The organism is Streptomyces sp. NPDC017993 (genome assembly GCF_044328065.1).
Classification (GTDB): Bacteria; Actinomycetota; Actinomycetes; order Streptomycetales; family Streptomycetaceae; genus Streptomyces.
This window is the reverse complement of sequence record NZ_JBIRGO010000008.1, coordinates 376,154-396,441: the sequence shown is the minus strand read 5'-3', so window position 1 is coordinate 396,441 and position 20,288 is coordinate 376,154. Positions and strand designations below refer to the sequence as shown.

17 protein-coding genes and 1 riboswitch are annotated in these 20,288 nt (G+C 69.2%); of the genes, 13 read left to right on the top strand and 4 right to left on the bottom strand.

What is annotated here, in order from left to right; all coding sequences use genetic code 11:
* Nucleotides 1–201 precede the first annotated feature (201 nt).
* The 10 genes from ACH4FH_RS17835 to ACH4FH_RS17790 all read left to right on the top strand — a co-directional run bounded on the left by ACH4FH_RS17835 (nucleotide 202) and on the right by ACH4FH_RS17790 (nucleotide 10,434).
* Nucleotides 202–834, top strand: coding sequence for a CDP-alcohol phosphatidyltransferase family protein (locus ACH4FH_RS17835; protein ID WP_398556770.1), 633 nt, complete (start codon nucleotides 202–204; stop codon nucleotides 832–834).
* Nucleotides 835–928: 94 nt separating this feature from the next.
* Nucleotides 929–3,424, top strand: coding sequence for a sugar phosphate nucleotidyltransferase (locus ACH4FH_RS17830; protein WP_398556769.1), 2,496 nt, complete (start codon nucleotides 929–931; stop codon nucleotides 3,422–3,424).
* Between the two features lie 75 nt (nucleotides 3,425–3,499).
* Entirely contained in the window at nucleotides 3,500–4,432 is a 933-nt protein-coding gene (locus ACH4FH_RS17825) for a DUF881 domain-containing protein (RefSeq protein ID WP_398556768.1), read from the top strand.
* On the top strand, nucleotides 4,429–4,761 hold the full coding sequence (locus tag ACH4FH_RS17820) for a small basic family protein (RefSeq protein ID WP_003984969.1): 333 nt from the start codon (nucleotides 4,429–4,431) through the stop codon (nucleotides 4,759–4,761). The genes ACH4FH_RS17825 and ACH4FH_RS17820 overlap by 4 nt, the downstream gene beginning before the upstream one ends.
* Before the next feature lie 5 nt (nucleotides 4,762–4,766).
* Nucleotides 4,767–5,840, top strand: coding sequence for a DUF881 domain-containing protein (locus ACH4FH_RS17815; protein ID WP_398556767.1), 1,074 nt, complete (start codon nucleotides 4,767–4,769; stop codon nucleotides 5,838–5,840).
* A gap of 118 nt (nucleotides 5,841–5,958) precedes the next feature.
* A complete protein-coding gene (locus ACH4FH_RS17810; RefSeq protein WP_398556766.1) occupies nucleotides 5,959–6,807 on the top strand; it encodes an FHA domain-containing protein in 849 nt (282 codons plus the stop codon).
* Between the two features lie 17 nt (nucleotides 6,808–6,824).
* Complete coding sequence (locus ACH4FH_RS17805) at nucleotides 6,825–7,571, top strand: MerR family transcriptional regulator (RefSeq protein WP_398556765.1); 747 nt, start codon at nucleotides 6,825–6,827, stop codon at nucleotides 7,569–7,571.
* Nucleotides 7,572–7,627: 56 nt separating this feature from the next.
* Nucleotides 7,628–8,101, top strand: coding sequence for a bifunctional nuclease family protein (locus tag ACH4FH_RS17800; RefSeq protein ID WP_006606439.1), 474 nt, complete (start codon nucleotides 7,628–7,630; stop codon nucleotides 8,099–8,101).
* A gap of 186 nt (nucleotides 8,102–8,287) precedes the next feature.
* The gene (locus ACH4FH_RS17795) at nucleotides 8,288–8,893 is read left to right on the top strand and encodes a MerR family transcriptional regulator (protein ID WP_398556764.1); all 606 of its coding nucleotides are present in this window, start codon (nucleotides 8,288–8,290) and stop codon (nucleotides 8,891–8,893) included.
* Nucleotides 8,894–8,982: 89 nt separating this feature from the next.
* Nucleotides 8,983–10,434, top strand: a complete 1,452-nt coding sequence (locus tag ACH4FH_RS17790; RefSeq protein ID WP_398556763.1) for a DNA polymerase IV — start codon at nucleotides 8,983–8,985, stop codon at nucleotides 10,432–10,434.
* Here ACH4FH_RS17790 and ACH4FH_RS17785 read toward each other — a convergent pair.
* On the bottom strand, nucleotides 10,344–10,727 hold the full coding sequence (locus ACH4FH_RS17785) for a PRC-barrel domain-containing protein (RefSeq protein ID WP_398556762.1): 384 nt from the start codon (nucleotides 10,725–10,727) through the stop codon (nucleotides 10,344–10,346). The two genes, ACH4FH_RS17790 and ACH4FH_RS17785, sit on opposite strands and share 91 nt — an antisense overlap.
* Before the next feature lie 114 nt (nucleotides 10,728–10,841).
* A riboswitch (glycine riboswitch) is annotated at nucleotides 10,842–10,939 on the top strand.
* 188 nt (nucleotides 10,940–11,127) lie between these two features.
* Between ACH4FH_RS17785 and gcvP the strand changes: the two genes are divergently transcribed.
* The gene (gene gcvP / locus ACH4FH_RS17780) at nucleotides 11,128–14,013 is read left to right on the top strand and encodes an aminomethyl-transferring glycine dehydrogenase (protein WP_398556761.1); all 2,886 of its coding nucleotides are present in this window, start codon (nucleotides 11,128–11,130) and stop codon (nucleotides 14,011–14,013) included.
* A 73-nt stretch (nucleotides 14,014–14,086) separates the two neighbouring features.
* Here the strand turns inward: gcvP and ACH4FH_RS17775 are convergent, their stop codons facing one another.
* Nucleotides 14,087–14,293, bottom strand: a complete 207-nt coding sequence (locus ACH4FH_RS17775; protein ID WP_398556791.1) for a DUF5999 family protein — start codon at nucleotides 14,291–14,293, stop codon at nucleotides 14,087–14,089.
* Nucleotides 14,294–14,627: 334 nt separating this feature from the next.
* On the bottom strand, nucleotides 14,628–15,215 hold the full coding sequence (locus ACH4FH_RS17770) for a hypothetical protein (protein WP_398556760.1): 588 nt from the start codon (nucleotides 15,213–15,215) through the stop codon (nucleotides 14,628–14,630).
* Between the two features lie 567 nt (nucleotides 15,216–15,782).
* On the opposite strand from ACH4FH_RS17770, the gene ACH4FH_RS17765 reads away from it, so the two are divergent.
* Nucleotides 15,783–17,360 carry a glutamate-cysteine ligase family protein gene (locus ACH4FH_RS17765; RefSeq protein ID WP_398556759.1) on the top strand — a complete coding sequence of 526 codons (1,578 nt, stop codon included), beginning with the start codon at nucleotides 15,783–15,785 and terminating at the stop codon, nucleotides 17,358–17,360.
* 65 nt (nucleotides 17,361–17,425) lie between these two features.
* Here the strand turns inward: ACH4FH_RS17765 and ACH4FH_RS17760 are convergent, their stop codons facing one another.
* Nucleotides 17,426–19,210, bottom strand: coding sequence for a substrate-binding and VWA domain-containing protein (locus tag ACH4FH_RS17760; RefSeq protein ID WP_398556758.1), 1,785 nt, complete (start codon nucleotides 19,208–19,210; stop codon nucleotides 17,426–17,428).
* A 210-nt stretch (nucleotides 19,211–19,420) separates the two neighbouring features.
* Between ACH4FH_RS17760 and ACH4FH_RS17755 the strand changes: the two genes are divergently transcribed.
* The gene (locus ACH4FH_RS17755) at nucleotides 19,421–20,227 is read left to right on the top strand and encodes a CPBP family intramembrane glutamic endopeptidase (protein WP_398556790.1); all 807 of its coding nucleotides are present in this window, start codon (nucleotides 19,421–19,423) and stop codon (nucleotides 20,225–20,227) included.
* The last annotated feature ends 61 nt before the right edge of the window (nucleotides 20,228–20,288 follow it).

The following is a 20,288-nucleotide window of genomic DNA, read 5'->3' as shown; positions in this document are numbered from 1 at the left end:
TTTCAGCGCCGATGGTACTGCAGGGGGGACCCTGTGGGAGAGTAGGACGCCGCCGAACAATTTTTGTGAAAAGCCCCGTGAGGAACTCAGGTTCCGCACGGGGCTTTTTCGCGTTCTCGGGGACCCCCGGGACTGACGGCGCCGGCGGGCCAGGTAAGGTCAGGGAGCATCATCGGCACATTTCCCACAGGAGGCCCCCGCGTGGAGGTCCAGGAGACGCGGGTCCAGACGGATCGCGTCCTCACCATCCCCAATATCCTGAGCATGGCTCGCCTGGTCGGCGTGCCGGTGTTCCTGTGGTTGATCCTTTGGCCGGAATTCGGTGGCCCCAAGGCCGCCGACGGTTGGGCCCTGCTGGTCCTCGCTCTGAGCGGAGTCAGCGACTACCTGGACGGCAAGCTCGCCCGACGCTGGAACCAGATCAGCAGCCTCGGCCGGATCCTCGACCCGGCGGCCGACCGCCTCTACATCCTCTCCACCCTCGTCGGCCTCACCTGGCGAGAGATCCTCCCGCTCTGGCTCACCGCGGCCCTGCTGGCCCGGGAACTGATGCTGCTGATCGCAGTCGGTTTCCTGGCGCGGCACGGCTATGGCCCTCCCCAGGTGAACTTCCTGGGCAAAGCAGCTACCTTCAACTTGATGTATGCCTTCCCGTTGCTCTTGCTGAGCGACGGAAGCGGCTGGCTTCACACACTCGGTGCCATTTTCGGATGGGCGTTCGCCGGATGGGGTACGGCGCTCTATTGGTGGGCAGGGATCCTCTACGTGGTCCAGGTCCGCCGCATCATCAGGGCGGACATCCACGGCCGACTGAGCTCGCCGAATGGCCCGTAGTGCTTAGGCCCAGTGCCCGTAGGAGCTGTGAGTGGGCGATCTGGACGGGTGAGGTCGGCAAGACCGTCGTCTCTTAGAGGAGGACGCTTCCGACATGAAGGCCGTTGTGATGGCCGGCGGCGAAGGCACGCGACTTCGCCCCATGACGTCCAGCATGCCCAAGCCGCTGCTGCCTGTGGCCAATAGGCCGATCATGGAGCACGTGCTGAGGCTGCTGAAACGGCATGGTCTCAATGAGACCGTCGTGACTGTGCAATTCCTTGCTTCCCTCGTCCGTAACTACTTCGGCGACGGGGAAGAGCTCGGCATGGAGCTCACGTATGCCAATGAGGAAAAGCCACTGGGCACCGCCGGCAGCGTGAAGAACGCGGAGGAGGCGCTCAAGGATGATGCCTTCCTCGTTATCTCCGGTGACGCCCTCACCGATTTCGATCTCAGCGATCTGATTCGCTTCCACAAGGAAAAGGGAGCACTCGTCACCGTCTGTCTGACGAGGGTTCCGAATCCGTTGGAGTTCGGCATCACCATTGTCGACGAAGAGGGCAAGGTGGAGCGCTTCCTGGAGAAGCCCACCTGGGGACAGGTCTTCTCGGACACCGTCAACACCGGTATCTACGTCATGGAGCCGGAGGTGTTCGACTATTTCGAGCCGGACGTTTCGGTTGACTGGTCCGGTGATGTATTCCCGCAGCTCATGAAGGAAGGCAAGCCGATCTACGGCTATGTCGCCGAGGGCTACTGGGAGGACGTCGGCACCCACGAAAGTTACGTGAAGGCTCAGGCCGACGTACTCGAGGGCAAGGTTGACGTCGATATCGACGGCTTCGAGATCTCGCCGGGCGTATGGGTCGCCGAGGGCGCCGAAGTCCACCCGGACGCGGTGTTGCGCGGGCCGCTGTACATCGGTGACTACGCCAAGGTCGAAGCGGATGCGGAGATCCGCGAGCACACGGTCGTCGGCTCCAACGTCGTGGTGAAGGGCGGTGCGTTCCTGCACAGAGCCGTCGTGCACGACAACGTCTATATCGGCGAGCAAAGCAATCTGCGCGGCTGCGTGATCGGCAAGAACACCGACATCATGCGGGCCGCCCGGATCGAGGACGGCGCCGTCATCGGCGACGAATGCCTCATCGGTGAAGAATCGATTGTCCAGGGCAATGTCCGGGTCTATCCCTTCAAGACCATCGAGGCCGGTGCGTTCGTCAACACCTCGGTGATCTGGGAGTCCAGAGGCCAGGCGCATCTGTTTGGTGCGCGCGGCGTGTCCGGCATCCTCAACGTCGAGATCACGCCGGAACTCGCCGTACGGCTCGCCGGCGCCTACGCCACCACGCTCAAGAAGGGCTCCACGGTCACCACCGCGCGCGACCACTCCCGTGGTGCGCGTGCGCTCAAGCGCGCGGTGATCTCCGCGCTGCAGGCCAGCGCCATCGACGTGCGCGACCTGGAGAACGTGCCCCTGCCGGTGGCCCGGCAGCAGACCGCCCGGGGCAGCGCGGGCGGCATCATGGTGCGGACGACGCCCGGTGTCCCGGACTCCGTCGACATCATGTTCTTCGACGAGCGGGGCGCGGACCTCTCGCAGGCCGGGCAGCGCAAGCTCGACCGGGTCTACGCGCGCCAGGAATACCGCCGCGCGTTCCCCGGCGAGATCGGTGACCTGCGCTTCCCCTCCAGCGTCTTCGACTCCTACACCGGGTCCCTGTTGCGCGCCGTGGACACCACGGGCATCAGCGAGGCCGGCCTGAAGGTCGTCGTGGACGCCTCGAACGGCAGCGCCGGCCTGGTCCTGCCCAGCTTGCTGGGCCGACTCGGCGTGGACGCCCTGACGATCAACCCCGGTCTCGACGAGTCCCGGCCGACCGAGACGGCCGACTCCCGGCGGTCCGGACTCGTCCGGCTCGGCGAGATCGTGGCCTCGGCCCGGGCGGCCTTCGGCGTGCGCTTCGACCCCGTCGGCGAGCGGCTGTCACTGGTGGACGAGCATGGCCGGATCATCGAGGACGACCGGGCACTGCTGGTCATGCTGGATCTGGTTGCCGCGGAACGGCGCAGTGGCCGGGTCGCGCTGCCGGTGACCACGACCCGGATCGCCGAGCAGGTAGCGGCGTACCACGGCACGCAGGTGGAGTGGACGACCACGTCGCCCGACGATCTGACCCGGGTGGGGCGGGCGGACGGCACCGTCTTCGGCGGTGACGGTATGGCCGGATTCATCATCCCGGAGTTCAGCAGCGTCTTCGACGGTGCCGCGGCGTTCGTCCGGCTCATCGGTCTGGTCGCGCGTACGCAGCTCACGCTGAGCCAGATCGATGCGCGGATTCCGAAGGCGCATGTGCTGCGACGTGACCTGGCGACGCCATGGGCAGTCAAGGGCCTGGTCATGCGGCATGTGGTCGAGGCGGCCGGTGACCGGGACGTGGACACCACCGACGGTGTGCGGGTGGTCGAGGCCGACGGACGCTGGGTACTGGTGCTGCCCGACCCGGCCGAGGCCGTGACGCATCTGTGGGCGGAAGGGCCGGACGACGCCTCCGCTCAGCAGCTTCTGGACGAATGGTCCGCCGTGGTGGACAGCGCCGGACGCTGACCAGGGCCCCACCGGCGTACCGCGATTCGGTACGTCGGTGGGGCCATTGGGATCACGTGTCGCCGACGTGCGACGATGTGCGGCATGTCGCAGGAGCGCCCCGATCGGAGCACCACCAAGAAGCCCGCCGCGCGCCCCGATGCGTCCATGTCGCTGCTGACCAACGTGATGGACCACAGCCTGGACGACGGATACGCGGAGGCCGCCGAGCGGAAGTCCGCGGCGGGCGTGAGCGGACTGCCGCGCACCTTGCGCGCGAAATTGGGTCTTGCGGCCGGCCTGGTGCTGGCGGCGGTCGTGGTGACCGTGGGTGCAGCGCAGGCGCGGATAGCGGCGCCGACGCTGGCCAAGGAACACGAAGAGCTGATCAACCGCATTCAGCGGGGCACCGCCGAGGCGGACAAGCAGCAGAAGCGGGTCGACGCGACGCGGGACGCCGTCAGCAAGATGCAGAGCGACGCGCTCAAGGCGCACGGCGGCGGCAGGGCCGAACTGCTGGCGCTGCTGGCCGGTTCGACCCAGGTCACCGGGCCCGGCGTGAAGCTTGTCGTGGACGACGCCAAGCAGGCGGAGTCCAGTGGCGGCGGGCCGCGTGAGAGCAGTGGTTTCTCGGACACCGGCCGGGTACGTGACCGGGACATGCAGCGAGTCGTCAACGGCCTCTGGGAGTCAGGGGCGGAGGCCATCTCTGTCAATGGGCAGCGGCTTACGTCACTCTCGGCGATCAGAGCCGCCGGAGACGCCATACTGGTCGACAACAAGCCACTGGTGCCGCCTTATACGGTGCTGGCGGTGGGGGACGGGCAGCGGCTCAGCACCGCGTTCCAGGACAGTGCCGACGGTCAGTACCTGCACGTGCTGCAGGAGAACTACGGCGTGCGGACCAGGATTTCCGCCGAGGCCGAGGTCACGTTGCCGCCCGCACCGAGTTTGACCGTACGTACAGCAAAGCCACAGGCCGGTGCCGCGAAAGCGGACGGCACCGACACAGGGAAGGGCACATCGTGATCGCCGTACTGGGCCTCATCGTGGGAGTCGTGGTCGGACTTGTGGTCCGACCCGTGGTGCCGACGGTGGTCGAGCCCTACTTGCCGATCGCTGTCGTGGCGGCGTTGGATGCCGTGTTCGGCGGCCTGCGCGCGATGCTGGACGGCATCTTCGACGACAAGGTCTTCGTTGTCTCCTTCCTGTCGAATGTCGTCGTCGCCGCACTGATCGTCTTCCTCGGTGACAAGTTGGGCGTCGGCGCGCAGCTCTCCACCGGCGTCGTCGTCGTGTTGGGCATCCGGATCTTCTCCAACGCTGCCGCGATCCGCCGGCACGTCTTCAGGGCGTGAGGCGGATGGCAACCGACGAGACACCGGAGCCGGAGAAGAACGGGCCGGACCCGGAGAAGAACACGCCGGACCCGGAGCAAAACACGCCGGAGTCTGCGAAGAGCCAGCCGGAGCCGCCGAAGGACCGCGGTCCTGCCGACCGCCGGCCGCTGCCTCCGGAGAGCCGTGACGCCGCCGAGCGCGCTTCGGGGGAAAGAGAGTCGAAGACACCGGAATCGGACGCCGAAGCACGACAAGCGGACAAACCGGCGGACGTCGGCCCCGAGCCGGACGTCGGCCCCGAACCGGGGGACGGCTCTTCCGAGCGGCCGGACACCCCTGACGAAGCGCCGGCGGCAGACAAGCCGGAGGGCCGCCGGGAGACCGGTCGGCAGCGGCTCTTCGCGAGCCTGTGGCCGCCGCGGCTGACGCGAGCTCAACTGATCGTCGCCCTGCTGCTGTTCATTCTCGGTCTGGGCCTGGCGATTCAGGTACGTTCCACAAGTGACAGCAGCGCGCTGCGAGGTGCGCGCCAGGAGGACCTGGTGCGCATCCTGGACGAGCTGGACAACCGCTCCCAGCGGTTGACGGACGAACAGCGGCGTCTGGAAGGGCAGAAGACCGAGCTGGAGAACAGCTCGGACCAGGCCGAGGAGGCCCGTAAGCAGACCGTGGAGAAGGAACAGCAGCTGGGTGTGCTGGCCGGGACCGTCGCGGCCCAAGGGCCCGGCATCACCCTGACCATCAACGACCCGACGCGCTCCGTCGAGGCGGACAAACTGCTGGACACCATCCAGGAGCTGCGGGCGGCCGGAGCCGAGGCCATTCAGGTCAATGATGTGCGCGTCGTCGCGGACACCTATCTCTCCGATGTCCGAGGCGGGGTGGAGATCGACGGCAAGCGGGTCACACAGCCGTACCGCTTCAAGGTCATCGGCAAGCCCGAGGACCTGGAACCGGCGCTGAACATCCCTGGTGGGGTGGTCCAGACGCTGGAAAAAGAGCAGGCCACGGTGGCTGTGACCCGTCAGGGGAAGATCATCGTGAACGCCTTGCGAGAGGCGAAGCGGCCTGACTACGCTCGGTCGTCATCGCAGTGAGGCGCAGACGTATGTCGATGGCCCGGGGAGGGCATGACGTAGCGGGGGGTCGACGCACCGTGCGCGTGGTGTGTGGTGGAAACTGTCTGAAGGCCACGGACGTTCACAGGATGTCCGGATGGGCCGATGTGTGCATCGAGGGTTCGTCCTGCCCCACGGGCGGGTCTGTTTCGTTCAAGGGGAATCGCCCGTGAAGTTGTTTGGAAAGCTGTTCGGCAAGAGCGCACGACAGGAGGGCGGCAGCGGCTCGGCGCGGCACCGCGCTCCGCGCCAGTCCGACGAAAGTGCTGTGGGTGAGGACCGTCCGCTCTTCCGAGACGAGGTCGGCGGTCCGTCCGGGGGGCATGGGGCGGGTTCTGTTGACCCCTCCGGTGCCGGGCGCATAGGTTCCCAGGAACCATCAGCCTCAAGCACGGGTGGAGGGTTGGCCTTGCCGGTATGTACGAGGTGTGGGCACCGGAACGCCGAGGCGAGCCGGTTCTGCTCCAACTGCGGTGCGCCGCTGCGCGCGGGGGCTCAGCCCGAGCGCCCGTCCGAGACGACCTCGACCATCTCCATCTCGGGACTCGAGGCGTACGACGCGGAGGCGACCGGGCAGACCCCGACGCCGTCGCTCTCCCCGGAAGCCCAGGCGGCGGTCGACGCTCTTCCGCTGGGTTCGGCGTTGCTGGTGGTCCGCCGGGGTCCGAACTCCGGCAGTCGCTTCCTGCTGGACAGCGACCTGACGACGGCGGGTCGTCACCCGCAGAGCGACATCTTCCTCGACGATGTGACGGTCTCGCGCCGTCACGTGGAGTTCCGTCGTGGCCAGGACGGTCTGTTCACGGTCGCCGACGTCGGCAGCCTGAACGGCACCTACGTCAACCGTGAGCGGATCGACTCGGTCGCCCTCGCCAACGGTGACGAGGTCCAGATCGGCAAGTACCGCCTGGTCTTCTACGCGAGCCAGCGAGGCGTCGGTATCTGACCGACCAGGGAAGGCATATGCGCCATACACCGACAGGCGGTGCCGGTTCTGCCGGCGCCGCCTCCTCGGACGGCAAGCCGGTGAGCATCGGCACGGTGCTCACCTTGCTGCGCGAGGAATTCCCCGAGGTCACCATCTCCAAGATCCGGTTCCTGGAGGCCGAGGGGCTGGTCGAGCCGAAGCGCACCCCTTCCGGGTACCGCAAATTCACCCCAGGAGACGTCCAGCGGCTGGCAGGCGTCCTGCGGATGCAGCGGGACCACTATCTGCCGCTGAAGGTCATCCGGGAGTATCTGGACGCCCTGGAGCGCGGCGAGCGGGTGCAGCTGCCCGCCCAGGCGGCGCCCTCCAGGGATCTGGTGGACGGCGTCGACGATCCGGACGAGGAGCGGCCGACCGCTGCCCGGATCGGCCGGGAGGAGCTGCTGGCAGCCGCCGAGGTCGACGAGGCGGCGCTGGTCGACTGGGAGTCGTACGGCCTCATCGTCGCCCATGCCGACGGCAGCTACGACATCGAGGCCGTCACCGTCGCCAAACTTGTCGCGGACCTCGGACGCTTCGGTCTGGAGCCGCGGCATCTGCGTGCCGTCAAAGCCGCTGCCGAGCGCGAGGCCGGCCTGGTCGAACAGGTGGTTGCACCCCTTCGGCGGCACCGCAACCCTCAGACCAGAGCCCATGCCGAAGCCACCGCCAGAGAGCTGGCAACGCTGTCGGTGCGGCTGCATGCGGCATTGGTCCAGACCGCTCTGCGGGTGCGCCTGTAGTCGGCAAACGAGTGCCCGACTACCCAAACCGGCCGGGCACGTCCTAGGGTTGCTGTGTGAACGAGCTCGACGTCGTGGGTGTCCGGGTGGAAATGCCTTCCAGCCAACCGATCGTGCTCCTGCGGGAGGTGGGAGGCGACCGATACTTGCCCATTTGGATCGGGCCAGGGGAGGCCACCGCCATCGCTTTCGCCCAGCAGGGCATGGTCCCTGCCAGGCCGCTGACGCATGACCTTTTCAAGGACGTGCTCGAAGCGGTGGGCCAGGAGCTGACGCAGGTCCGCATCACGGACCTGCGCGAAGGGGTGTTCTATGCCGAACTGGTCTTCGCCAGCGGCGTGGAAGTGAGCGCGCGTCCGTCCGACGCGATAGCGCTCGCCCTGCGCACCGGAACGCCGATCTTCGGTACCGATGGTGTGCTGGACGATGCGGGGATCGCGATCCCGGACGAGCAGGAGGACGAGGTGGAGAAGTTCCGTGAGTTCCTCGACCAGATCTCGCCCGAGGACTTCGGTACCAACAGCCAGTGATGCCGGCGGGCCGGAGACCTAATTCCGGCCAAACTGTTAGCCCTTCCCCGTGTCAGGTCACGAGAAACCACTCGTAGGGTGATTATCACTCGGCGTGGCGAGCGCGGCGATCGTTGACGCACCCGGGGTGACTGCATACCGTCGATATGGCAGGTCCCGTCCGGGACGTGGAGGACGGAGGGCGGCGTGGCAATCACCGGCGACGGTATGGCGGCGGAAGGGGCGTTGCCGCTCCACTCGGGTGCAGCAGCGAATCGTGCACCGGCGCAGGTGGCCGCAGTGTCGGCGGACGGCGAGACGCAGACCATCGGCTACCGCGGTCCGACCGCGTGTGCGGCAGCGGGGATCACCTACCGGCAGCTCGACTACTGGGCCCGTACGGGCCTGGTGGAACCGAGCGTCCGCCCGGCGTACGGCTCCGGGACCCAGCGGCTCTACAGCTTCCGGGACGTCGTCGTTCTCAAAATCGTCAAACGGCTGCTCGACACCGGGGTCTCGCTGCAGAACATCCGTACCGCCGTCCAGCATCTGCGCTCGCGTGGGCTGGCGGATCTGACGCGGATGACGCTGATGAGCGATGGCGCGACGGTCTACGAGTGCACCTCGCCCGATCAGGTCGTGGATCTCCTCCAGGGCGGCCAGGGCGTCTTCGGTATCGCCGTCGGCGTGGTCTGGCGGGACGTGGAGGGCGCGCTCTCCCAGCTGCACGGCGAGCGGGTGGACACCGGCGAGACGCTCATCGGGAAGAACCCGCAGGACGAGCTGGCGCGGCGCCGCAACCGGGCGGGCTGAGCGCCGCACGCGCTTTCCGGCCATGCCACACGCGCATTTCGGTCCGGTGAGCGGGGCGATTGTCAGTGGTGTGGGGGAGCATCGGTGGTGTGAGACCTGCGCCGACGATCCTGCATCTGGACATGGATGCGTTCTTCGCGGCCGCCGAACAGGCGGCCAAGCCCAGCCTGCGCGGTAAGCCCGTGGTGGTCGGCGGGATCGGGCCGCGTGGGGTGGTCTCCACGGCATCGTACGAAGCCCGTGTCTTCGGCATCCGTTCGGCGATGCCCACAGCTCAGGCGCGTCGTCTGTGCCCCAACGCCGCGTATCTCAACCCGCGCTTCACCCTCTACCGCCAGGTGAGTGAAGCGGTGATGCATTTGCTGCACGGGCTGTCGCCCCTGGTGGAGCCGCTGAGCCTGGACGAGGCGTTCGTCGATCTGGAGGCCGGCGGTGTCGCGGCGGAGACGTCCGCCGTCCGCGCCGTGGGGGAGCGACTGCGGCGCGACATCCGGGAGGCCACCGGCCTGACGGGCTCGGTGGGGCTCGCGGGGGCCAAGATGCTGGCGAAGATCGCGTCCGAGGCGGCGAAACCGGACGGGCTGGTGGTGATCGAGCCGGGCACCGAGCGGGAGCTGCTGGGGCCGATGACCGTGCGGACCCTGCCCGGGGTCGGGCCCGCCACTGCCGAGGCGCTGCGCCGGGCCGGGATCACGACGATCGCGGAGACCGCGGAGGCCGGTGAGGCGGAGCTGGTGCGCCTGCTGGGAAAGGCGCACGGCGCCGGGCTGTACGCGATGGCACTGGGCCGGGACGACCGGCCGGTGGTGGCGGAGCGGGACGCGAAGTCGATCTCGGTCGAGGACACCTTCGAGGTCGATCTGACCGACCGGACCCGGGTGCGGTCCGAGGTGGTGCGCCTCGCGGACCGCTGTGTGCAGCGGCTGCGGGCGGCCGGGCGCTCCGGACGTACCGTCGTGATCAAGGTGCGGAGCTATGACTTCTCGACGCTGACCCGCTCCGACACGCTCCGTGGGCCTACCGACGACCCCTCTGTCGTGCGGGAGGCCGCCATCCGGCTGCTGGAGACCGTGGACACCACGGGCGGGGTGCGGCTGCTGGGCGTCGGGGTGAGCGGGCTGGCCGACTTCACGCAGGAAGACCTCTTCGCCCAGGTGGCGACCGAGCGGGAGGCCGCGGAGACGGCGAAGGCGGCGCAGGAGCACACGGCGGACGAGGAGGGCGAGCGGGAGCCGCGGGAGCAGCTGCCGCGTCGCTGGCTGCCGGGGCTGGACATCGTGCACGACGAGTACGGCGCCGGGTGGGTGCAGGGGAGCGGGGTCGGGCGAGTGACCGTCCGCTTCGAGACGCCGTGGTCCGCACCGGGAAGGGTGCGGACCTTTGCCGTCGAGGACCCGGCGCTGCGGCCCGGGGAGCCACTGCCACTGGTGCGGGCGGAACCGCCCGAGGCTCAGTCCTCCGAACCGGCGATCCGGCCGAAGTCCTTGTCACCCGCGGAGGAGACCGCGTCGGAGGCCGGGGAGGAGATATCCAGCCGGTAGTGGTGGTAGAGCTGAAGCTCCTGCTCGGGGGAGAGGTGCCGGCCGACGCCGAAATCGGGGGCGTCCTTGATCAGCTTGCGATCGAAGGGGATGCGCAGGCCCTCCTCGGCCAGCTCGCTCGGCTCCAGAGGGACGAAGGCGTCCCTGCTGAAGAGGCCGGTGCGCACGGCCGCCCACTCCGGTTCCCCGGTCGCGTCGTCGAGATAGACCTCGTCGACGGTGCCGATTTTTGTGCCGTGACGGTCGAACGCCTTGCGGCCGATCAGGCTCCGGGGATCGATGTCGGTTTGCACGGCCCCTCCATGTGGTCGCAACTGCACTGTCACCACTACCAAACGGCACATTTCATGCCCCGGCCACTCGAAAGTTCCTCCGGGAGGCGCGCTGGTAGGCTGGCGAATGGCTGCAGACCCCATGCGGGAGAGTCCTTTGTCGTTCGCGACGGGGGCGCCGAAGGAGCAAATCCTCCCCGGAATCTCTCAGGCACACGTACCGCATGGACGAGGTCACTCTGGAAAGCAGGGCGGGCCACGGACAGGCACAGCGCCGGAACCCTTCCTCACCGACGGTGAAAGTCGGACCGCAGCGCGCGGGCCGGTGAAGCTCTCAGGTTGAGATGACAGAGGGGGAGGCCGTCCGGGCACCAGCGCCGTGGTGCCCCTCGTAGGTCGTATGACCAGGAGGCCCCCGCAGATGACCACCAATCGCATCTCCTTGACCGAGCTGGAGCGCGGTACCCCCTTCGAGCACCGCCACATCGGGCCTGACCACGAGGCGCAGGCGAAGATGCTCGCGCATGTCGGATTCGGGTCGCTGGACGAGCTCACCGCCACCGCCGTACCCGATGTGATCAAGAGCGCCGAGGCGCTCGGGCTGCCCCAGGGCCGCTCCGAGGCCGAGGTCCTGGACGAGTTGCGCAGCCTCGCGGACCGCAATCAGGTCCTGTCCTCCATGATCGGCCTGGGGTACTACGGCACGTTCACGCCGCCGGTGATCCTGCGGAACGTCATGGAGAATCCGTCCTGGTACACGGCGTACACGCCGTACCAGCCGGAGATCTCGCAGGGCCGGCTTGAGGCCCTGCTGAACTTCCAGACCATGGTCGCCGACCTGACGGGTCTGCCCACCTCCGGCGCCTCCCTCCTGGACGAGGGCACCGCCGCCGCCGAGGCCATGTCGCTCGCCCGCCGGGTCGGCAAGGTCAAGCAGGGCGTCTTCCTGGTCGACGCCGACTGTCTGCCGCAGACCATCGCCGTGCTCCAGACCCGCGCCGAGCCGACCGGTGTCGAGGTCGTCGTCGCGGATCTCGGTGACGGCATTCCGGCCGAGATCGCCGAGCGTGGCGTCTTCGGTGTGCTGTTGCAGTACCCGGGTGCCTCCGGCGCGGTGCGCGACCCGCGCGCGATAATCGCGCAGGCCCAGGATCTGGGCGCGGTCGTCACCGTCGCCACCGACCTCCTCGCCCTGACGCTGCTGACCTCGCCCGGCGAGCTCGGCGCGGACATCGCCGTCGGCACGACCCAGCGCTTCGGCGTCCCGATGGGCTTCGGTGGCCCGCACGCGGGCTTCATGGCCGTACGCGAGAAGTTCGCCCGCAGCCTGCCCGGCCGCCTGGTGGGCGTCTCCGTCGACGCCGACGGCAACAAGGCCTACCGCCTCGCCCTGCAGACCCGTGAGCAGCACATCCGTCGCGAGAGGGCCACCAGCAACATCTGCACCGCGCAGGTGCTGCTCGCCGTCATGGCCGGTATGTACGCGGTCTACCACGGCCCGGACGGCCTGGCCGGCATCGCGCGGCGCACCCACCGCTACGCCACCCTCCTCGCCGAGGGCCTGCGGGCGGGCGGTGTGGAGATCGTGCACGACGCCTACTTCGACACGCTGACCGCGCGGGTGCCCGGCCGCGCCGCCGAGGTCGTGGCCGCCGCCCGCGAGGCCGGCGTCAACCTCCGCCAGGTCGACGCCGACCTCGTCGGCATCGCCTGTGACGAGACCACCGGCCGTGGGCAGCTGGCCGGTGTCTTCGGTGCCTTCGGCGTCCGGGCCGACATCGAGCAGCTGGACGCGGCCGCGGGCGAGGCGCTGCCGCAGGCACTGCTGCGCACCGACGCCTACCTCGGTCATCCGGTCTTCCACCAGTACCGTTCCGAGACCGCGATGCTGCGCTACCTGCGCACCCTCGCCGACAAGGACTACGCGCTGGACCGCGGCATGATCCCGCTCGGTTCGTGCACGATGAAGCTGAACGCCACCACCGAGATGGAGCCGGTCACATGGCCGGCGTTCGGCCAGCTGCACCCCTTCGCGCCGGCCGGTCAGGCGCAGGGCTACCTCACCCTGATCCAGGAGCTGGAGGAGCAGCTGGCCACGGTCACCGGCTACGACAAGGTCTCCATCCAGCCGAACGCCGGGTCCCAGGGCGAGCTGGCCGGCCTGCTCGCCGTGCGCGCCTACCACCGTGCCAACGGCGACGAGCAGCGCACCGTCTGCCTGATCCCCTCCTCGGCGCACGGCACCAACGCCGCCAGCGCCGTGATGGCCGGGATGAGGGTCGTCGTCGTCAAGACCGGCGAGGACGGTGAGGTCGACGCCGACGATCTGCACGCCAAGATCGACAAGCACCGGGACGAGCTGGCGGTCCTGATGGTCACCTACCCCTCCACGCACGGTGTCTTCGAGGAGCACATCACGCAGATCTGCGCCGCCGTGCACGACGCGGGCGGCCAGGTCTACGTCGACGGCGCCAACCTCAACGCGCTGGTCGGCCTCGCCGAGCCCGGCAAGTTCGGCGGCGACGTCTCGCACCTCAACCTGCACAAGACCTTCTGCATCCCGCACGGCGGTGGCGGCCCCGGCGTCGGCCCGGTCGGTGTCCGGGCCCACCTGGCGCCGTACCTGCCCAACCACCCGCTGCAGCCCGCCGCCGGCCCGGAGACGGGTGTCGGCCCGATCTCGGCGGCGCCGTGGGGCTCGGCCGGCATCCTGCCGATCTCCTGGGCATACGTCCGGCTGATGGGCGGCGAGGGCCTCAAGCGCGCCACCCAGGTCGCGGTGCTCGGCGCCAACTACATCGCCAAGCGCCTGGAGCCGCACTACCCGGTGCTCTACACCGGCCCGGGCGGGCTGGTCGCCCATGAGTGCATCATCGACGTCCGGCCGCTGACCAAGGCGACCGGCGTGAGCATCGACGACGTGGCCAAGCGGCTCATCGACTACGGCTTCCACGCGCCGACGATGTCCTTCCCCGTGGCCGGCACGCTGATGATCGAGCCGACCGAGAGCGAGGACCTGGGCGAGCTGGACCGGTTCTGCGACGCGATGATCGCCATCCGCGCGGAGATCGAGAAGGTCGGGTCGGGGGAGTGGGACAAGGACGACAACCCGCTGCGCAACGCCCCGCACACCGCGAGCGCGCTGACCGGCGAGTGGGAGCACTCCTACTCCCGCGAGGACGCCGTCTTCCCGGCGGGCGTCGTCGCGGCGGAGAAGTACTGGCCGCCGGTGCGGCGGATCGACGGCGCCTTCGGCGACCGTAACCTCGTCTGCTCCTGCCCTCCGCTGGAGGACTACGACGGCTGACGTCCGTCACCGCACATCAAGGGCCCTCGGCAGATCCTGCCGGGGGCCCTGTTGTTCTGCCGGTGCGCTCGGGTCAGGCGGCGGTGACGACCCGGGTGCCACCGAGCGGCCGGTTCGGGGCGATGACCTGCCCGTCCGGAAGGAGCTCACCGGTGTCCTCGAAGAGGAGGACGCCGTTGCACAGCAGGCTCCAACCCTGCTCCGGGTGGTGTGCCACAGGATGCGCGGCTTCCCGGTCGGTGGAGTCTGCTGACGGGCAGGGCGGCTGGTGCTGACACATGGATGTCGTCTTTCGCTGCGGTGTGGTGAACGTCGTCGTGCGGCTCGATGAGGTGGTCATGGCCGCTCCCCCGTTTCCTCGGTCGGTTCCAGTGTTGCCCTCCGGAGGCGTTTCCGCAGGGATTTCGCAGCAGCGGTACTCACTCGATACTGACGTGTCACCCGTGCGGGCGGTTGCTCCCAATTACGCAGATACTCAGGCGGGTTGGGAGTGGTAAGCGTGGGCTAGGCCGCGCGGGTGAGACAGCGAAGCGCCCCGCGGCCGGACGGGGCCGCGGGGCGCGCTCTTGCGGGACGGCGTGCGCCGGTCCGAAGCCGGAGCCGGCGTCCCGGGGTCAGGCGGGCGAGCCGAGCAGCGGTCCCGGCGTCACCCGTAGCGTGAGCCGCGGCAGCAGATCGGCGACGCGCTGCGGATGGTGGGCGGTGATGCCCGGCGGTGCGGGCGCCAGCGGTACCAGCAGGTCACCGGGGGCGGGGGTGCCGTCGGCGCCGTCCGAGGCGATGTCGTGGTGCAGCCACAGCGTGAGCATGTACAGCTCGGGGACGGACAACAGCCGCGGCTGATACGGCGTCGGCAGCGCGTCGGCGTGCTGCAGGGCCTGCTCGGTGGCGGTGACATAGGGGCCACCGGCGAAGTGGGAGAACGTCCAGCCGTCCGCGGTCAGCATCGCGTCAGCGGTCGCCACGGCGCGCTCGCCGCCGCGGACCAGGAATCGCCAGCCGGCCAGGCGGGTACGCGAGGAACCTCCGGCACGGCTGATGTGGTCCCAGACGTGCACCGGCAGCGGGTGGTCGGGGCTCAGCGGGCCCTGATGGGAGCGAAGGGCGGAGGTGGGAGCCTCGCGGACGGCGGTGGGCGAGCCGAGGGCGGCGAGAACGCTGCGCAGGGCGGGCGCGGGTGCGGCGGGAACGTGCAGCGGCATGGTGGGTCGCCTCTCACTTCGGAGACACGGTGGAGCTGGGCAAGTGCGGACGGCGCTGTCAGCGTGGCGGGGTCAGAGCATGGCCGACCGGGGCTGCGGCCCGGCGGGGTCAGCCGCTGTGCCCCGGAACCGGTGAGAACACCGAAACACTGGGTGCCAACTCTCTGCCTCGTCAGCGGAGTTTATACGACACATGTTCTGTGAGTGTTTCCGCTAGTCGCTCCGTGGATTTCCGGCAAGGCGGAATCCGGACCTCTATGCCGGGTAGTATCCGCCGCTTTGCGCGGGGCTTTGGGGCGCCACCTCGTATTTCCTCGGCGGAGCGGTAGGCCGGAACTCGTCGGTGTTTCTCACGAGAGAAATGCGGTCGGCGATCGCCACCGAGATATGCCTACGGAATGTGCCGGCCATGCCGTCCCTTCGAGCCTATCGTTACCGGCACGCCCCGTTCGCGTTATTGATCAGATCGCTGGGGCATCATCGACCGTAGCGTGTACCCCGGTGGCACCGGGGACGGCTCCACGCGGCCCGTGCCCGCGGGCCGCTCACTCGAGGAGGGACCCTTCGATGGGCGAGAAGGTCGCCGCGGACGGGATCGACCTGGCGGACCGGGAGCGTTATCGAAGAAAGCTTCACGAGTGTCTGGAGGGATTGGAGAGACTCCTGGCGGAGAAGAGGTTCGACCGGCCCAAGAATCTCATGGGGCTGGAGATCGAACTCAGTCTCGCCGGTGCCGACGGCCTGCCGCGCATGCTGAACTCCCAAGTTCTGGAGCGCATCGCCAGTCATGATTTCCAGACCGAACTCGCGCAGTGCAATCTCGAAGTCAACATCACCCCGCACCGGCTGCACGGCCGCGTCCTGGACCAGCTCGCCGAGGAACTCCGTACGGGCCTGTCCTACGCCGACAGAAAAGCCCGTGAGGTGGCCGCCAGGATTGTGATGATCGGGATACTGCCGACGCTGACCGCCGATGACCTCACGGCAGCCAGCATCTCCGAGAGCGATCGCTATGTGCTGCTCAACGACGAGATGCGGGCGGCCCGCGGCGAGGACTTCACGATCGACATCCAGGGCGTCGAGCACCTGCTCTCCCGCTCGCCCTCGATCGCGCCGGAGGCTGCCTGTACGTCCGTTCAGCTGCACCTCCAGGTGACGCCGAGCCGCTTCGCCGCGGTCTGGAACGCGGCGCAGGCGGTCGCCGCGGTGCAGATCGCGGTGGGGGCCAACTCGCCGTTCCTCTTCGGGCGGGAGCTGTGGCGGGAGTCCCGTCCGCCGGTCTTCCAGCAGTCCACGGACACCCGCGCACCGGAACTCCAGGCCCAGGGCGTGCGCCCGCGCACGTGGTTCGGCGAGCGCTGGATCACCTCCGCGTACGACCTCTTCGAGGAGAACGTGCGGTACTTCCCGCCGCTGCTGCCGATCTGCGAGGAGGAGGAGCCGCTGCGGGTCCTCGACAAGGGCGGGGTGCCCGAACTCGCGGAGCTGGTGCTGCACAACGGCACGATCTACCGCTGGAACCGGCCCGTCTACGATGTCGCCGACGGCGTCGCGCACCTGCGCGTGGAGAACCGGGTGCTGCCTGCCGGGCCGACGGTCGCCGATGTCATCGCCAACACGGCCTTCTACTACGGCCTGGTCCGGGCGCTGGCCGAGCAGCCTCGCCCGGTGTGGTCGCGACTGCCGTTCGATGCCGCGGCCGACAACTTCGACACCGCCTGCCGGTACGGCATCGACGCCACGCTCCGCTGGCCCAGGTCCGGGCGCGCCGGGGGAGTCGCCGAGATCCCGGCGGTACGCCTCGTCCGCGAGGAACTGCTGCCGCTGGCCGCTGCCGGACTGGACGCCTGGGGCGTGGAGCCGGCCGACCGTGACCTCTACCTGGGCATCATCGAAGAGCGCTGTGTACGCCGCGTCAACGGGGCGTCCTGGCAGGCCGCGGCCTACCACCACGCGTCGCGGCAGGGTCTGGAGCGGCACGCCGCACTCGCCGCGATGACCCGCCGCTACCGGGAGCTGATGGAGGCCGGGGATCCGGTGCACACCTGGCCGGTCGCCTGGGACGTCGGAAAGCCCGTCGCGACCGAGGAGTCCGCGCCGGATGAGCCCGGATCGGCGGACGACTCCCGGCGAGGCGGGCGGTAACCGCAGCCGCCCCGGCCGGTGGGCCGTTTCCGGTGCGGCTGCGCTTCGCGACCGCTCCCACCTGTCTAGCGCGGTCCGGCGGCGCCCGCCTTCGTGATGGCTTTGAGGATCACCTCGTGGATCTGCGACGGGTCACTGACGCGGTGCGCGGAGCCGCCGGTCGGGGCCACCATGCGGTCCAGGGCGGACTGATCGGCCTCTGGGCCGATGGCGAGGGCGATCAGCGGTACCGGCCGCGCCGGATCGGCGGCCTTCTGCAACTCGTCGACGAGCTGGTCGAGTCCGATGCTGTTGAGGTCGTCGTCGGCGCCGTCGGTGACGATGACCACGGCGTTGAGCTTGCCGTTCACGTAGCGCTTGGTGGCCTGTTCGTACGCGGCGAGCGTGGTGTCGTACAGCCCGGCTGCGCCGTCGGGAACCGGCGCAAGCGAGCTGAACGCGTCCGTCAGCTCGTCGCGGTGGGTCCCGCCGTCCTCACCGCGGTCGCCGAGCCGGGTGGTGGGGGACAGTTCGACGTAGTCCTTGGTGCCGTCGAGGAGGGTGGAGAACTTCCACAGTCCGACCTCGTCGTCGGGCGTGAACATGTCCACGGCCTTGAGCAGCGAGTTCCTGGCGAGTTCCATCCGGGACCGGCCGCCCCACCCGGGGATCTGGTTGGCCATCGAAGGCGAGGCGTCCACGACCGTGGCGATCCGGGCGCTCTGGACGGTGCTCGTCCACTTGCCCAGCAGGGCCTGGAGTTCCTTGGTTGACGGCGGGGCGTCGAGGCCGGCGGAGTACGGCTGGGGGACGCGTCCACCGGCCGCGCGCGTGATCTTCTCGTTCGCCTCGCCGTTGCCGGCTCTGAACCCGCGCTCGCGCAGCGCTCGTTGGCCTTCGACGCCGCCCAGCAGCGTCATGAAGCGGTTGGCGGCGCGTGTCTGGGCGGCGGTCAGCTGATCGTCGTCGACCAGGGTGTAGGGGTAGTCGAGCTGTGCGCTGCTCTCCCGGGGAGAGAAGAGTTCCAGGTCGGGGCCGGTGTCCTGGCCGGTGTTGTGGGCGTGCGCCGCTTGCTCGGACAGCAGCAGCGCCTCGTTGCGGCGGGAACTGCCCTGCGCTCCGGAGCCGTCGTGCGGCAGCGTGGCCAGCACTTGCCCGTCGCTGTCCGCCGCCCGCTGGTAGAGCAGCTTCGCCGCGGCGGCGGTGCGGATGTTGGCCTCGTCGCCGTCCTTGGCCCGTTTCGCGTTCGAGGCGCTGATGCGGGCCAGCGCGAGCAGCCCCGTGGCGCTGTGGGCGGGGTCGGCCATGCCCAGCCGCAGCCCGTCGCCGGAGCCGGCGGTCCCGCTCAGCTCGGACCAGGAGAAGTCCCGGTCCGAACGGTCGAGTGCCTTGGCGGCCCCGGGGACGGCCCCCAGGCCGATCGGTGACGAGGCGATCGTGCCGGCGGCGGTCAGCGGGGTGCCCCGCTCCGCGCCGACCCGGTCCACCCACAGGCTCGAATCCGGTATCCAGACCTGGAATTCCGATTGGGCCGGCCGCTGACCGAGGGAGTCGGCGACCTCGTAGGAGACCCGCGAGGTGACCTTGACGTCCAGGCATTTGCCGTCGGTGCGGGTGGCATTCTTGCGGGCCTTGTCGGCCATGGCCTCCACGGCCGGCGCGATATCGGGGGAGGCGACCACGGCCAACGGCACCGAGTCGCCGCCGCACGGCCCGCTGAAGGGCAGCAGACCGCTGCGCAGTGCCACGACGGAACCGGCGGCGACGGCCAGGACCAGGGCGGTGGAGATGACGACGGTGCGGCGGCGGGAACCGGTGCGGGCCCCCGTGGCGTCCGGTTCCAAGCCGTCGGGCAAGCTGTGACGTCCCATTGCGGTAGCGCCTCTCCTGACTCTCGGAACTCGAACGGATTCGATGGTGAGAGGGAATGCGCCACGTGGATGGCGCCCGTTCCCGGCCTGTCGCGCGCGATCTTCGTACCTGCTTTCGAGACCCTAGCGGGGCGGTGGTGGCGAAGAGGCGGAATTGCGGAAGTGGAGGAAGCCGTGCAGTCGGAGACAAGTCCGGTGGCAGATGCGGATGTGCCAGGTCAGGGACCCGGTACGAGCGTGGGCGCGGGGGCGGCCGAGGGGCCCGCCCGGCGCATTCTGCGCAGCGAGACGCTGCTCGTTCTCGCCCTCTCGCTCGGTGCGAGCGCGGTGTCGGCGCTCATCAGTTTCCTCGGTTCGGTGACCAAGCCGGGCGGCCTCAAGGATCAGGCGGCCACGCTCAACGGGTCGCAAGCGCCGGGCCGGCCATGGCTGGATCTCGCCTGGCAGCTGTTCGGTATCGCGACCGCGCTGGTGCCCGTGGCGCTGGTCGCGCATCTGCTGCTGCGCGAACGCGTCGGCGGGCTGCGTGCGATCGGCTTCGACCGGCGGCGGCCCGGTTTCGACCTGAGCCGTGGCACCGCGGTGGCGGCCGTCATCGGGGGCAGCGGCCTGCTGCTCTACCTGGGTGCGCGGACGGCCGGATTCAATCTCACGGTGGTCCCCGAGGCGCTGCCCGACGTGTGGTGGAAGATCCCGGTGCTGATCGCGTCCGCGGTGCAGAACGCCGTGGTGGAGGAAGTCATCGTCGTCGGGTATCTGCTGCGCAGGCTGGGGCAGTTGGGCTGGGCGCCGATGGCGGCGCTGGCGGCCAGCTCGGTGCTGCGCGGTTCGTACCACCTCTACCAGGGCATCGGTGGATTCTTCGGCAACCTGGTGATGGGCGTCCTGTTCGTCCTGCTGTACCGGCGGTGGGGGCGGGTCGGCCCGCTGGTCGCCGCACATGCCCTCATCGACATCGTGGCGTTCGTGGGATACGCGGTGCTCGCGGGCAAGGTGGGGTGGCTGCCGACACCGTGAGCGGAGGGGCGGGGCGCTTGTGTGCCCCGCCCCCTGACTCGTCCGGAGCGTGGACCGCCCG